The organism is Paenibacillus sp. KS1 (genome assembly GCF_001680695.1).
GTDB lineage: Bacteria > Bacillota > Bacilli > Paenibacillales > Paenibacillaceae > Paenibacillus_B > Paenibacillus_B suaedae.
In genome coordinates this window covers 1-13,726 of the sequence record NZ_MAIS01000048.1, presented here as the reverse complement: position 1 = coordinate 13,726, position 13,726 = coordinate 1, and the positions used below count along the sequence as shown (strand labels likewise).

The following is a 13,726-nucleotide window of genomic DNA, read 5'->3' as shown; positions in this document are numbered from 1 at the left end:
AAGGTGGAGATTCGGTTGTCTAATATTCTCGTGCAAACAAAACGCAGCATCCCTCTTATTGATTTGCAAGCTTCCTATGCGTCGATTTCAGAAGAGCTGCTGAGGGCTGCAGAAGAAGTGCTGTCTAGCGGCCATTATATTAACGGCCCGCAAGTTCAAGCGTTCGAAGAAGAGTTGGCGCAATATTTGAATGTTCCGTATGCCGTTGGAGTAGCGAATGGAACAGATGCGCTCATGCTGACCTTAGATGCGCTCGGCGTCGGTCCTGGAGATGAGGTAATTACCTCTCCCTTTACCTTCTTTGCCAGTGCGGAAGTGATCTCGCGCGTTGGGGCAACTCCTGTGTTTGTCGATGTGAGCCCCAATACGTATTTGATTGATACGGAATGTATCGAAAAAGCGATAACGCCACGCACGAAAGCAATTATTCCGGTACATATTTTTGGACAGATGGCAGACATGGATGCCGTGAATGACATTGCCATGAGGCATGGACTTCATGTTGTGGAAGATGCTTGTCAGGCGCTGGGCGCCGATTATAACGGGAAGCAGGCGGGAAGTCTTGGCACTGCGGGATGCTTTTCGTTCTTCCCTACCAAAAATTTAGGGGGATTCGGAGATGGCGGCATCGTCGTGACGCACGACGCTGAACTTGCCCGTACCATACGCATGCTGCGTGTTCATGGATCGAATCCGAAATATTATCATGCGAGAGTAGGCTATAACAGCCGGCTGGATGAGCTTCAGGCGAGCTTGCTTCGTGTCAAACTGCGCAGATTGAATGAATGGACAGACGTGCGCCGGCAGAAGGTGAAGCAGTACGAAGAAGGGCTGTCACAATTGCCTATTATACTTCCAACAGAGCTGGATTATGGAAAGCATGCTTATCATTTGTACATTATTGAGACGGATCAGCGTGAACAGTTAATGGCGCACCTCAAGGAGCAGGGAATTGATTCCGGTGTTTATTATCCGGTTCCGCTGCATCTTCAAGAGGTATATCGCCCGCTTGAGTATAGCGAAGGCGACCTGCCGCATGCAGAACAGGCCTCCGTTCGCTGTATGGCGTTGCCGTTGTTCCCAGAACTGACTCAGCAGGATCAGCAATACATTATAGATATCGTGACACAGTTTTTTAAAGGACGTGATAAATAAATGAGTGTAGTTGCCAGCTCTTTAACGATCAGTGCGGCCGATGTGCTAATGGAAAAGCTGCTTGATAAGTCAGCAGTGATCGGCGTAGTAGGCTTGGGATACGTGGGCCTGCCGTTGGCGGTGGAGAAGGCCAAATCCGGCTTCCAAGTCATAGGGTTCGACGTACAGGACACGAAGGTGAGCCTGATTAATCAAGGGATTAACTATATCGGCGATGTCGTCGACGAAGAATTGAGCATGATGGTGCAGACGAATAAATTAGTGGCAACTACAGATTTTGCGTTCATGAATGAAGTGGATGTCGTAACGATCTGCGTGCCGACTCCGTTAGACAGCTATCATCAACCGGATACGAGCTATGTCAAGCAATCCACAGAAGAAATTGCCAAGCATTTGCGTCCCGGAATGCTAGTGATCTTGGAAAGTACGACGTATCCCGGGACGACGGATGAGTTGGTGAAGCCCATTCTAGAATCTTCAGGCCTTACCTGTGGCGTTGACTTTTTCCTGGCGTATTCTCCGGAGCGGGTAGATCCAGGCAACAAAAGCTATAACACAAAAAACACACCAAAAGTAGTTGGCGGTATATCAGCGTCATGCACCCGAGTGGCTGCTCAGCTCTATCGGTCTGTTTTGGAAGGGGATGTGGTTGAAGTAAGTTCTCCCGCAGTTGCGGAGATGGAGAAGGTGTTCGAGAACACGTTCCGCAACATCAATATCGCCCTTGTAAATGAGCTGACCCTTCTGTGCAATCGAATGGGGATTAACATTTGGGAAGTCATTGATGCCGCGAAGACGAAGCCATATGGGTTTATGGCGTTCTATCCGGGACCTGGCCTCGGCGGGCACTGCATTCCGATCGATCCGTTCTATTTAAGCTGGAAAGCTCGTGAATACAATTGCCATATGCGGCTCATTGAAACGGCTGGTGAAATCAACCGTACGATGCCGGAATATGTAGTGACTCGTATTGGTTCGATCCTGAATGAAGAAGGGAAAACAATAAAAAATTCACGCATCGTCTTGCTCGGCATGGCTTACAAAAAGGATGTAGACGATTGGCGGGAATCTCCCGTGCTTACTATTATGGATGCCTTGAAGTCGAAGGGGGCAGATGTCGTATTTAGCGATCCGCATGTCGTTCACTGCATCCATCGAGGACAGTGTATGGAAGCGGCGGAATTAACGGGAGAGCTCCTGGGAGGAGCGGATATTACGGTCATTACAACCGATCATTCCGCTTTCGATTATCAGTTCATCTGTGAACAATCCCAAGTTGTATACGATACGCGCAATGCGGTTAAGGGCGAGTATGGTTCAGCCAAATATTATCGACTTTAATCACCATCGGCGTGCCAGCGCAATTCGGATTGATCACCTTCTGAAGAGTCTCCTTCACACCCTTTTTTCCTTTGAAATGTTATTTGTAATCTTTCTGTTCGCGGGTGTATTCAAATCTGATCCAAGATTCAGTTGGATACCGATGGACATCACGATGCTGACGTTGGGACTCGGCGTGCTGGTATCGATTTATGTACTGATGAAGAGGAAGTTCATCGTTCTATGGGACAGCTACATGGTGACAGCCATTTATCTTCTGCTCGCAGCCTATGCGATGCTGTCGCTAATCTGGTCCCCAAGCCAGATCTATGCCACAGATAAAGTGTCCAAGATGCTTACACTCGTGTTGTGGTCAATCATCGGCAGCTCATGGATCATTGCTTCGGAACCGAAACGGGTGCAGCGATTCATAATGGCGCTCGGCATATTCTCCTTATGGATTGCAGGGGAAGGGATTCTCACCTACGCAGCGTCCGGGGGGAAGGGATTTGTCAATGTTATGGGTGGCACGTATTTAGGAGCAGGCCAAATTTCAAGCTTAGGTGCAATTGTATTCATGTGGCAGCTTCTGTTCGGACAGAGAGAAGCCCTGTATAAATTGTTCTCATTGTTCTCATTCGGTATTTGTATGTTTCACTTATTTGTTGGCGGGGGTAGAGGTCCTCTGCTAGCAACATTTCTGTCCTTGCTCTTGCCGATGCTGTATTCGATTCGATTGGAGCACAATCGGATGTACGTAAGGCGTTACAGCTTATTGTTGCTTGCCATGATAGCGGGGGCGATCTCTACAGCGGTAATATGGTCTGCATCCCCGAATCCACCACAGACATTGCTTCGGCTATCTCTGCTGATGCCGGGAAGTGATGGAATTGGGGGGTCGGCCTCCGCAAGGGTGTCGTATGCAGGCGAAGCGGGGGATTACTGGCTGAGATCCCCATTGCGGGGCAATGGGATTGGATCATGGCCTGTGCTGTCTCAGATGGACGATTTCCGCGATTATCCGCATAATCTGTTCATCGAAGTGATGGTAGAACTCGGAGGTATTGGCTTGCTGCTCTTAGCTTTACTGATTGGCATTACGATTCGATATGCGATATTGATCTTGAAATCTGCTCAATCCGAGCGCTGGATCGTGCTGGTCATGATATTTATAGCCATGCTGTTCAATGTAACGGTCAGTGGCGATATTCCCGACAATCGAGCGTTCTTTGCCGTAATCGGCTTGCTTCCAGTCATTACTAAAGCAGGATTATTAGCAGCGCGAGAGGAGGAGCATTCTATTGCACACCGTTAAATATGGCAGCAGCGGATTGGTGGTGGATCATCATGAGCGTAATCATTTGTTCACGGTATGCATGCTTAGTACGGCCCACGATGCCAACGATTCCCGCATAACGTACAAAGAAGCCGTCTCACTGGCCAAGGCGGGATATAACACACTGTTCATTGTACCGCACCATGGAGAGGAAGTTATTGAAGGGGTGCGCATTGTCCCTCTGCCGATTCCACGCTCTCGGTCTGAGAGAATGTGGACGACAACATGGCGACTCTATCAGGCGGCGAGGCAAATAGATGCAGACATATACCATTTTCATGATCCAGAATTGATTCCAATAGGGATATGGCTGAAGAAAAAGGGATACAGAGTCATATACGATGTGCATGAAGATGTCCCGCGCCAGATTTTGAGCAAAGGGTGGATTCCGAAGTGGCTAAGAGGCGGCGTATCTCGATTGGTGGAGCGGATAGAGCTCTGGGCTAGTCTTCGCTTCGATGCGATTGTAACGGCAACGACTCATATTGAGGAACGGTTCGCTAGACATCCGAAGTGTTACACCGAGACGGTGTGCAATTATCCAATTCTGGACGAATTCGTACAAACTGCCGAGTCACCACAATCCGGGGAATTCGTTGGCATTTCCCAACATGCAGGTAAGGAGGACGCCGTCTGTTATGTCGGCTCCATCGGGAATATTCGTGGACTTCAGCAGATAGTTGGCGCCATGGAGTTCGGAATACCGGATAAAAAGCTTTTGCTGGCGGGTTCCTTCGCTTCTGCCGAGGAGAAGCATGTTGCTATGGGACGTTCCGGCTGGGCCAAAGTTGATTACCTCGGGCAGTTGAACCGCAAGCAGGTATATGAAACGATGGCTCGTTCGAGAGCAGGGCTCGTTATTTTGCACCCGACGATCAATTACATAGACGCGCTCCCGATCAAGCTGTTCGAATATATGGCGGCGGGCATTCCCGTCATCGCCTCTGACTTCCCGAAGTGGAGGCAGATTATTGAGCAAGCAGGCTGCGGATTTTGCGTCGACCCCTTCGATCTTGAAGGCATATCGAAACGAATCGATTGGCTCATTACGCATCATGAAGAAGCGGAAGAAATGGGGCGCCGCGGGCAAGAAGCAGTTCAGTCTCTCTATCATTGGAATGTAGAAAAAGAAAAGCTGCTGCATGTTTATGCCGACGTCACGGGCCGCATCAGGAAGGAAGAAGTACAGCAAACTGCCTTTGGCACGATGAATAGGGAACGTGAAAGGAAGGTTGTAAAGTAGCATGGTACTACCAACACAAGTTAGCGCTCGTAACATTTTGGTGCTGGCTCCTCATACGGATGATGCGGAACTTGGCTGCGGCGCGTTTATTGCGAAGCAGATCGAGTCAGGAGCTAATGTGGTTGTCGCGGCGTTTTCGGTAGCTGAGCAATCACTGCCGGGCGATTTCGCCAAAGACACGCTGGCGCATGAATTTCATGCATCCATGGACGTATTGGAAATTCCACATGACAATCGCATCATCTATCGATTCCCTGTCCGCCAATTTCCCACCCATCGCCAAGAATTGCTGGAAGTTCTCGTTGGAATGAAGCGAGACATGAAACCGGATTTGGTCCTAGTGCCATCCTCGTCCGATATACACCAAGATCATCAAGTCATCTGTAGTGAGAGCCAGCGTGCATTCAAGGAACAATCCCTTTACGGTTACGAGCTCCCTTGGAATCAACTGAGCACCAATTCACGAATATTTGCCCCGCTTGACCGGAAATATATGGAGCGGAAATGGGAGGCTTTGCAGCAATATCGTTCTCAGCTGCATCTGAACCGGAGTTATTTTACGAGAGAGATGGTATTTGGATTGGCCAAAATTCGAGGCGTTCAAATCGGTGAAGAATATGCCGAAGCCTTTGAACCCCTCAGGGTGAGAATATGATTGTCAGCATTCATCAGCCGAATGTCCTGCCGTGGCTTGGTTTTTTTCATAAGATGGCCTGCTCGGATTTGTTCATCTTGCTCGATACCGTTCAATTCACGAAAAATGGCTATCAAAATCGTACAATGATCGACACGCAAGGTGGGCCGAAATGGCTGACTATTCCCGTAGCGAAGGAAGGCTTGTTCGGAACGAGGACGATCGATGTGCGAATTGCGAACAACCGCGACTGGCAGGCGGATCATTTGCGCCAGCTCGAAGCCAGCTATGGCAAATGCCCTGGGTATCTTCAGCGGAAAAATGAACTACACGATCTCTACGGTGCGAAATATGAGCGTCTTGTCGATTTTGCTATCCCGAGCATCGAGCTGCTCATGAACTGGCTGGACATTCGCACTCCGCTCATCCGTTCCAGTTCCATGTTGGCAGATGGGAGTAAATCGGAGCTGCTTGCTCAGCTCGTGCATGAGGCAGGCGGCGATGTTTATTTATCAGGTCCCAGCGGCAGGGAGTATTTAGATGAATCCATATTTCACAAATATGGAATCCGGGTGGAATATCACGAATTCACACCGTTTTCTTATCCGCAAAGACATGCCAAGGAAGGGTTTACGGGCGGGTTAAGCTCGCTGGATTATGCGATGCAAGTGGAAACTTTGCATTGGAAGGAGGCGGCAGTATGAGTGTAGCTGGAATGAACATATGGATCGTGAATCATTACGGAGTCGCCCCTGGCACAGGCGGAGGGACTCGTCATTTTGATTTGGCGAAGCAGCTTGTGAGGCAAGGAGCGAGTGTCACGATATTTGCTTCCGCCTATGGGCATCAGAATTGGATTAATCATTTGGAAGGCTCGCGCAATGCGGTTCGGGAAGTGACATATGATGGAGTGCGGTTCGTCTGGCTCCGCACAACGGCTTATAGGCGCAATGATTGGCGGCGCATTAAGAATATGCTGGATTATACATGGCGCTGTTATTGGGAGGGGCGGCGGCGCAAAGAGAGCCCAGATCTCATCATCGGATCCCTTATGCATCCTGCGGCTGCATGGATCGGTTCCCGCCTCGCTGCTCATCATAATGCGGTATTCTACTTCGAGGAACGAGACTTATGGCCGCAGACACTCATAGACTTCGGCAAGATGTCGCCGAACCATCCGATCGTCAAGGCACTCTATTGGCTGGAATCTCATCTATATCGGAAGGCGTCCCGCATCATCGTGCTGTTCGATAAAGCTGCTGATTATGTGGAGAAGCAGAGCGGGCTGGGATCGAAGGTGCTGGTTCTGCCTAATGGCGTCGATATGGAGCGCTTCGCTCTTCCGCTGGCCGAACTCCCTTCTGAGGTGGAGCGCCAATTTGAACAATGGCAAGGGAAGTTCATTGCGATTTATACCGGATCGCACGGTATTTCTGACGGCATACATCATCTTTTGGAAGCAGCAGCACTTAGTAAGGGAACCGACAGTAATATTCAATTCGTCTTTGTTGGGGACGGACCGGAGAAGGAAGCTCTAGTGAAGCAGGCGGAACAAGCGGGATTGACTAATGTAGCCTTCCTCCCACTCGTGAAGAAGGAGGCTGTGCCCACACTTTTGGCGCTGGCTCATGTAGGGTTAATTGCGCTGCGAGATGCTTCTGTATACAAATGGGGCATGAGCTTCAACAAAATGTACGACTATATGGCCTCTTCATTGCCGACTCTTCTCGTTGGCAAGATTGACGATTCGGTCATTGCAAAGGAACAAATCGGTCTTGTCCTGCAAGATCCGGAGGAATTAAGCGAAGCTCTGTCCAAACTGGCGAGGCAGTTGAAGGATCGGGAGGAAATGGGCCGCAGAGCAAGAGATTATGTGGAACGAGAGCATGATTGGGAACGCATGTCCTATAAGCTTTCCGCGGCAATAGCGGAGGACGTTGGGCGTAACGAGAAGCGAGTTAGCAAGCGGAATACGGCTGCGTCCTACGATGTGTAGAAGGGATGATTCGAAGATGGGGATAAATGATGACAAGCGAGCAGCAGCAGAATTGCAAGTGTTGGGACAGGATATTCGAATGGGGGAACAGGTGAGGCTGGGATATTTCTGTGTAATTGGTGATGGAGTGCAATCGAAGATGGAGTCTGCATTGGTGATGGGAGCATCATTGGAGCAGGTGCGGTCATTGGCAAGGGAGCGGTTATCGGCCGTCATGTCATCATCGAAGAGAAGACGGTTGTGTGCGATGGGGTAACGATTATGGATCAAGCCGTCATCGGCAAGCAGCCATTTCGTGCGAAACGATCTGTGCTTCAAGATAGAGGAAGCCAGGATCCGTGCATCATCGAGGAAGGCTGCACGATTGGAACAGCTAGCATCGTATATGCGGGTGCTGTTCTGGAGCAGGATGTATTCGTCGCCGACCTAGCTACTGTGCGTGAACGTGTACGTGTAGGTGCTGGTACGATTATCGGACGCGGAGCTTCGGTAGAGAACGATTGTACGGTAGGCGCACGCTGCAAGTTGGAAACGAATTGTTACATTACGGCTTATTCCACCATTGGTGATGATGTATTTGTAGCGCCGGGTGTTATCACGAGCAATGACAATTTCATTGGCCGGACGAAGGAACGATTTAAGTGGATGAAGGGAATAACTGTGAAGAAGGGCGGACGTCTTGGGGCTGGAGTCGTAACGCTGCCGGGGGTTGTCATTGAAGAAGAAGCCGTTGTCGCGGCTGGAAGTGTTGTTACTAAAGATGTGGAAGGACAGCAATTGGTCATGGGGATTCCTGCACGTGTTCTCCGTCAAGTGGCCGAGGGACAATTGCTGCAGCATCAGTAATGAAGCGTATATTCGATATTGCAGTTTCGTCCATTTTACTGCTCGTAATCAGCCCGATTCTCCTTATTACCTATATTTGCGTTCGCGTTGCATTAGGTTCGCCAGCCATTTTCAAGCAGGAGAGGCCGGGCAAGGATAAGCGCGTATTCCAGGTTTATAAATTTCGCACGATGTCAGACGCCAGAGACAGTGCAGGGCAACTGCTTCCAGATGCCCACCGCATTACCCCTTTTGGTACGTTCCTGCGCTCAACGAGCTTGGATGGGCTGCCCCAATTGTGGAACGTGTTGCGCGGAGACATGAGTCTGGTTGGGCCACGGCCTTTGCTCGTGAAGCACTTGCCGTACTTCACGAAGCGGGAACAAAAACGATTCCATGTTCGTCCGGGCATTACTGGATTAGCCCAAGTGAAGGGAAGGAACCATCTATCCTGGAATGAACGTTTGGAGCTTGACGTCCAATATGTGGAGAACTGGTCCTTCTGGCTGGATATCAAAATTTTGTTCTTAACAATCATTACTGTGGTCAAGCGGGAGGGAGTTGCACTTCCCGGAAGTCGTGGGGCATCTGATCTCGATAAGGAACGATATCACAGCCGCGAGGGGTGACGGGGACATGTGGAAACGATTATTTCCTGACTGCTGCATCGAGTCACGAGGCGAATCTGTTCATGTCCGAACGCTGGAACCGGCACATTATGAGGAAATTTCCCGCATGAGCGAGACATGGATGCCTGCGGAACTCTATGAAGCGACGCTTTTTTCAGCTCATGGATATGCTGATTTCTTGCGTGCTTCGCTTGCTATCCCGCCATCTCGTTTCACTTCGCATTTTATAGGGATGTATAGGAATGTGGATTCTCTGATTGGCTTCGCGGAATGGAGACTGATCGATGACATCTTATTTCTGAACAATTTCTATGTATCTGCTCCGTTCAGAGGAAGGGGCATCGGTTCCCATGTGATTCGGCAGGCAAGCATTCACGCCGCGAAGGAGGGCTTCTCTTCCGTGCAGCTTGATGCATTCGACACGAACGAATCTGCCATTCGGCTATATGAGCGGAACGGATTCGTTCGCCAGCATGCTTATTATTGGTATGCAAGTGCTCCGCTGCATCAATGGAAGGACGTAGAAGCGGGAGAGACCAGCTTGAATTATATGGTTCAGGACTGGCCGCAAGCAGTAGCCAGCCTCGAAGTGTATGGCTATGGATTCTTCCGCGTGAGCTTCGATCGTCAAGAAGAACGAATTGTGCTTATGAAGGAGAACTTTTTCCGAATTCGCTTGAAGGCTGCTATGAATAAGGATGTGCTTGCTCTGCTTGCACGTCTTGCCCCGCATCGAAGGGTGCTTGTGTCAGACGGAGGGGAAGAGCCGCCTCACTCCGGCATGGAGCAGTTGGCTGTAGCGTTTCGCATGGTGAAGCCATTGTCTTGACAAGATGAGGACAGGAAAGGGTTAAGGGCCATGAATATTACAATACCTGCATTGTTCGTGCCCGAACGAACATATATCATTCAACAATTGATCGGCGATATGCTTGGATTACCGTACCAGCTCGTCGTGGACGATGATATGGATCGGTCTCCCTATATCCGGTTCGCACTGTCGAACGGGAGCAGCCTGTATATCAGAGATGCATTCTTTGCTCAATATGAGGATGGACTGTCTTACCTGTCCGCGGATACGAACCAACTACGTGTGTCCTATGCCAACTCCAGATTTGCTCCCGAAGGGGATATGCCCATATGGTTCGGGAGAGGGGAATGGCGAGTGGATGGAGGGGACTTGTATTGCGAAGCGGATCTGCTTGCTGCTTGCTTTTTTATGCTCACTCGATGGGAAGAGTGCGCGAACATAAGAGACCGTCATGAACGGTTCCCCTCATCCAGCAGTTTAGCTGTTCGAAGCCGCTTCTGGCAGCGTCCTGTTGTGAACGAGATGGCGGAGATGCTCTGGAATATGCTCATTGAAGTAGGGCTAGAGACAGAACGAACAAATCGTTCCTTTGAATTGATTGTGACGCATGATGTGGATGATCTGCGGTATTGGGATGGTACGAAGCGTCTTATTCGGAGTATGGCAAGAGGCTTGGCCAACTTCAACCCATTGGCTCCCATTAGAAGCATACAGGAATACATACAAGTAAAATCAGGTAGATGTGCCGATCCATACGATACATTCGATTGGCTGATGGATCTGTCTGAGCAGGCAGGAGTTCAATCCAGGTTCTATTTTATGGCGGGGGGCACGACCTCTTACGACAATCGATATGACGTCCGGGGAGAACTCGCTCGTTCGGTGCTCAAGCGCGTACGTGAGCGCGGTCATATCGTCGGATTCCACCCCAGCTATGATGCATACTGCAATGAAGAGTTGTTCTTGCAAGAGAAGGAGCGGATTCAAGAGGCGGCGGGATGCGTGGTGACAGAGGGAAGGCATCATTATTTGCGCTTCCGTGTTCCGGATACATGGGGCATATGGGAGCGAGCCGGGATGAAGATAGACAGTACGATTGGGTATGCCGATGAAATCGGGTTTCGCAGCGGAATCTGCCATTCATACCGTGTCTTTGATATTCATGCCAGACAGCCTTTATCTCTACTAGAGCTCCCTCTAACCGCAATGGAGGTTAGCCTTGGCGGTTATCAAGGACTTGAACCCGCTCAGATGTTTGAGCAGATGAATAACCTTCTAGGAGTCGTGCATCGATATCGCGGACAGTTCGTTTTATTGTGGCATAATTCCAATATTCGCAATTCGTTCTGGAAGCCATATGCGAATTACTATCATTCGTTCGTCATTCAAGGAGGGTGTCCAATTGGGTAATGTTCAAATACTGTCGCCTGACGAGTGGAAGCAATGGGATGAACTTGCCAAGAGTATAGTAGATCCGGACATATATTGGTTATCAGGCTATTGCTCCTTATACGAGAGCGGACAGGAAGAATCGGCACGTCTATTTATTTACAAAGAAGATACCGGAACTGTCATGTATCCATTTGTTCTCAGGCAAGTCAATACACTACCGCATATTAAGCGCTTATGGGAAGACGCTCCGGAAATGTACGACATCATTACCCCATACGGTTATGGAGGACCTATATGCACTTCTTCACATGATCAAGATCGTAATGGATTGCTTGGGCGATTTCAGCAAGCCTTCTCCAACTATTGTAAGGATCAAAAAATTATAACGGAGTTTGTCAGATTTCATCCTCTTTATCGCAATCATCAGGATTACATGGATGTGGATCCGTGCTTCGTGCGCAATACGATCAGTGTAGATTTAGAGCCGGCGGTAGACGATATTTTCGCCAAGTTCAGCTCCAAGAACCGGAATCGAATTCGTGTATCTTTGAAATCTGGACTTTTTGGACGGCAGGAAACGATGACGTTAGAACGGCTGCAATCTTTCATTGATATGTATTATCACACGATGGATCGTGTTAAGGCTCAGGCCAGCTATTACTTTACTGAACAATACTTTTATGACATGCTGGCTCGCCTATCCGATCAGCTCACCATGCTGGGAATATACGCGGAAGACGAGTTGGTTTGTGCATCGATATTTTTGCATGAAGGTGAACATGTGCACTATCATCTGCTCGCCTCCAATGAGCGATATTTTTCTTGCGCGCCCAATAACTTTTTGCTGTATTTCGCCATACAGCACTTCAAGGAACGAGGATTTAAGAAGATTCATTTAGGCGGCGGTTATACGGGCAATGATTCCTTGTATCGCTTCAAGAAGGGGTTCAATAATCATGAACCATTGGACTTCTATGTCGGAAGGAAAGTACGAGATCCCTACCTATATAAATTATTGAAAAGCAAATTTAATGGTATTTCGGAGAGCGAGTATTTCCCATTTTATCGCGACCCTTCACTTATGGCGGTTGGGATTGACTCAGCAGAGGTGACCCAGTATGTCTAAGCCTTATATATATCTGTCTCCTCCGCATATGGGAGGTGAAGAACGGATTAAAATCGATGAGGCATTTGCTAGCAATTGGCTGTCCTCTGTCGGTCCGCATATTCAGGCATTTGAAGAAGAAGTGGCCCATTATGTAGGGGCGCAAGGAGCAGTTGCGCTAAGCTCAGGGACGGCGGCCATCCATTTGGCTTTACGGCTGGCCGGGGTAGAAGCGGGCGATTATGTGCTATGTTCCACGTTTACCTTTATAGCTAGTGTGAATCCTATCCTGTACTTGAACGGGATTCCTGTATTCGTTGATTCGGAGCCGAATTCTTGGAATATGTCGCCTGAGGCGCTGGAGCGGGCATGTGAGCAGCTTGCGCAGGAGGGGAAGACGCCGAAAGCTGCTGTCATTGTTCATCTCTATGGGCAGAGCGCAGATATGGATGCAATTATGGCTATCTGCAATCGTTATGGCATTATTGTGGTGGAAGATGCAGCAGAGTCACTGGGTACGACCTATCGTGGCAGACATTGTGGGACAATCGGTCATTTCGGCATATATTCGTTCAACGGCAATAAGCTCATTACTACATCCGGAGGGGGAATGCTGGTGAGCAGCGACCCCGTGGCACTTAGAAAGGCCAGACATTGGGCGACTCAGGCTAAAGAAGATCTGCCGTACTATGAGCATTATGAGATGGGGTACAATTACCGGATGAGCAATGTACTGGCAGGAATTGGACGTGGTCAGCTCACCGTGATTGAAGGGCGAATTGCCGCAAGGAGGGCTGTATATCAGCGGTATCGGAGTGTATTGGAAGCTTATGATGGTATTCGACTGATATCAGAACCTACCTACGGAAGATCGACTTGCTGGCTTACGGTTATCTTGGTTGACTGCAAGCGTACGGGGACGTATCCGCTCTCGATCAAAACTGCTCTGCAGCAGAACGGCATCGAGTCGCGTCTCGTATGGAAGCCGATGCATCTGCAGCCGATGTTCCACTCCAGCTTATATTTCCCTCACGAGTCGCATCTTAGTGTGTCCGAGCAATTGTTTGCACAAGGGCTATGCTTGCCATCCGGCTCGAATCTGACGAGTGCCGAACAGGATCGGGTGGTCGGTGTCATTTTGGAACATTTACAGCAGAATGCGATTTATCGGCAAAGTGTGTAGAACAGGAAGAGGCTTAGAAGCCGAGTGAAGAAGGAATCACCCGGCTGCCCATTCCATTTTTTTTATAAGTGCGTGTTCAAAAAGGCCGGTTTTCAGC

The 13,726-nt window shown here is 49.3% G+C and carries 14 protein-coding genes; all 14 read left to right on the top strand.

Annotated features, from left to right (window positions below):
* The first annotated feature begins 15 nt into the window (after positions 1–15).
* Entirely contained in the window at positions 16–1,155 is a 1,140-nt protein-coding gene (locus tag BBG47_RS16620; protein WP_251488619.1) for a DegT/DnrJ/EryC1/StrS family aminotransferase, read from the top strand.
* A 27-nt stretch (positions 1,156–1,182) separates the two neighbouring features.
* Positions 1,183–2,496: a nucleotide sugar dehydrogenase gene (locus BBG47_RS16615; RefSeq protein ID WP_065292634.1), complete on the top strand. Its 1,314-nt coding sequence runs from the start codon at positions 1,183–1,185 to the stop codon at positions 2,494–2,496.
* Between the two features lie 142 nt (positions 2,497–2,638).
* Positions 2,639–3,790 carry an O-antigen ligase family protein gene (locus BBG47_RS16610; protein ID WP_175400554.1) on the top strand — a complete coding sequence of 384 codons (1,152 nt, stop codon included), beginning with the start codon at positions 2,639–2,641 and terminating at the stop codon, positions 3,788–3,790.
* Positions 3,777–5,054 (top strand): glycosyltransferase family 4 protein, encoded by a 1,278-nt coding sequence (locus BBG47_RS16605; protein ID WP_065292609.1) that lies wholly within the window; start codon positions 3,777–3,779, stop codon positions 5,052–5,054. The genes BBG47_RS16610 and BBG47_RS16605 overlap by 14 nt, the downstream gene beginning before the upstream one ends.
* Before the next feature lies 1 nt (position 5,055).
* Positions 5,056–5,709: a PIG-L deacetylase family protein gene (locus BBG47_RS16600; RefSeq protein ID WP_065292608.1), complete on the top strand. Its 654-nt coding sequence runs from the start codon at positions 5,056–5,058 to the stop codon at positions 5,707–5,709.
* Positions 5,706–6,392: a WbqC family protein gene (locus BBG47_RS16595; protein ID WP_065292607.1), complete on the top strand. Its 687-nt coding sequence runs from the start codon at positions 5,706–5,708 to the stop codon at positions 6,390–6,392. The genes BBG47_RS16600 and BBG47_RS16595 overlap by 4 nt, the downstream gene beginning before the upstream one ends.
* Positions 6,389–7,684: a glycosyltransferase family 4 protein gene (locus tag BBG47_RS16590; protein ID WP_083189371.1), complete on the top strand. Its 1,296-nt coding sequence runs from the start codon at positions 6,389–6,391 to the stop codon at positions 7,682–7,684. The genes BBG47_RS16595 and BBG47_RS16590 overlap by 4 nt, the downstream gene beginning before the upstream one ends.
* Before the next feature lie 16 nt (positions 7,685–7,700).
* A complete protein-coding gene (locus BBG47_RS30745) occupies positions 7,701–7,940 on the top strand; it encodes a hypothetical protein (RefSeq protein WP_254659841.1) in 240 nt (79 codons plus the stop codon).
* Between the two features lie 5 nt (positions 7,941–7,945).
* A complete protein-coding gene (locus BBG47_RS16585) occupies positions 7,946–8,530 on the top strand; it encodes an acyltransferase (protein WP_254659840.1) in 585 nt (194 codons plus the stop codon).
* On the top strand, positions 8,530–9,138 hold the full coding sequence (locus BBG47_RS16580) for a sugar transferase (RefSeq protein WP_065292605.1): 609 nt from the start codon (positions 8,530–8,532) through the stop codon (positions 9,136–9,138). Before BBG47_RS16585 ends, BBG47_RS16580 begins: the two co-directional genes overlap by 1 nt.
* 7 nt (positions 9,139–9,145) lie before the next feature.
* A complete protein-coding gene (locus BBG47_RS16575; RefSeq protein ID WP_065292604.1) occupies positions 9,146–9,967 on the top strand; it encodes a GNAT family N-acetyltransferase in 822 nt (273 codons plus the stop codon).
* A gap of 30 nt (positions 9,968–9,997) precedes the next feature.
* A complete protein-coding gene (locus tag BBG47_RS16570; protein ID WP_065292603.1) occupies positions 9,998–11,359 on the top strand; it encodes a polysaccharide deacetylase family protein in 1,362 nt (453 codons plus the stop codon).
* Entirely contained in the window at positions 11,352–12,467 is a 1,116-nt protein-coding gene (locus tag BBG47_RS16565) for a lipid II:glycine glycyltransferase FemX (RefSeq protein ID WP_065292602.1), read from the top strand. Before BBG47_RS16570 ends, BBG47_RS16565 begins: the two co-directional genes overlap by 8 nt.
* Complete coding sequence (locus BBG47_RS16560; RefSeq protein WP_065292601.1) at positions 12,460–13,629, top strand: DegT/DnrJ/EryC1/StrS family aminotransferase; 1,170 nt, start codon at positions 12,460–12,462, stop codon at positions 13,627–13,629. Before BBG47_RS16565 ends, BBG47_RS16560 begins: the two co-directional genes overlap by 8 nt.
* The last annotated feature ends 97 nt before the right edge of the window (positions 13,630–13,726 follow it).

Coding starts and splice junctions, on each gene's coding strand:
- BBG47_RS16610 (WP_175400554.1), top strand. CDS start 2,639: ATGGACATCACGATGCTGACGTTGGGACTCGGCGTGCTGGTATCGATT.
- BBG47_RS16585 (WP_254659840.1), top strand. CDS start 7,946: ATGGATCAAGCCGTCATCGGCAAGCAGCCATTTCGTGCGAAACGATCT.
- BBG47_RS16570 (WP_065292603.1), top strand. CDS start 9,998: ATGAATATTACAATACCTGCATTGTTCGTGCCCGAACGAACATATATC.
- BBG47_RS16560 (WP_065292601.1), top strand. CDS start 12,460: ATGTCTAAGCCTTATATATATCTGTCTCCTCCGCATATGGGAGGTGAA.
- BBG47_RS16600 (WP_065292608.1), top strand. CDS start 5,056: ATGGTACTACCAACACAAGTTAGCGCTCGTAACATTTTGGTGCTGGCT.
- BBG47_RS16595 (WP_065292607.1), top strand. CDS start 5,706: ATGATTGTCAGCATTCATCAGCCGAATGTCCTGCCGTGGCTTGGTTTT.
- BBG47_RS16580 (WP_065292605.1), top strand. CDS start 8,530: ATGAAGCGTATATTCGATATTGCAGTTTCGTCCATTTTACTGCTCGTA.
- BBG47_RS16575 (WP_065292604.1), top strand. CDS start 9,146: ATGTGGAAACGATTATTTCCTGACTGCTGCATCGAGTCACGAGGCGAA.
- BBG47_RS30745 (WP_254659841.1), top strand. CDS start 7,701: ATGGGGATAAATGATGACAAGCGAGCAGCAGCAGAATTGCAAGTGTTG.
- BBG47_RS16590 (WP_083189371.1), top strand. CDS start 6,389: ATGAGTGTAGCTGGAATGAACATATGGATCGTGAATCATTACGGAGTC.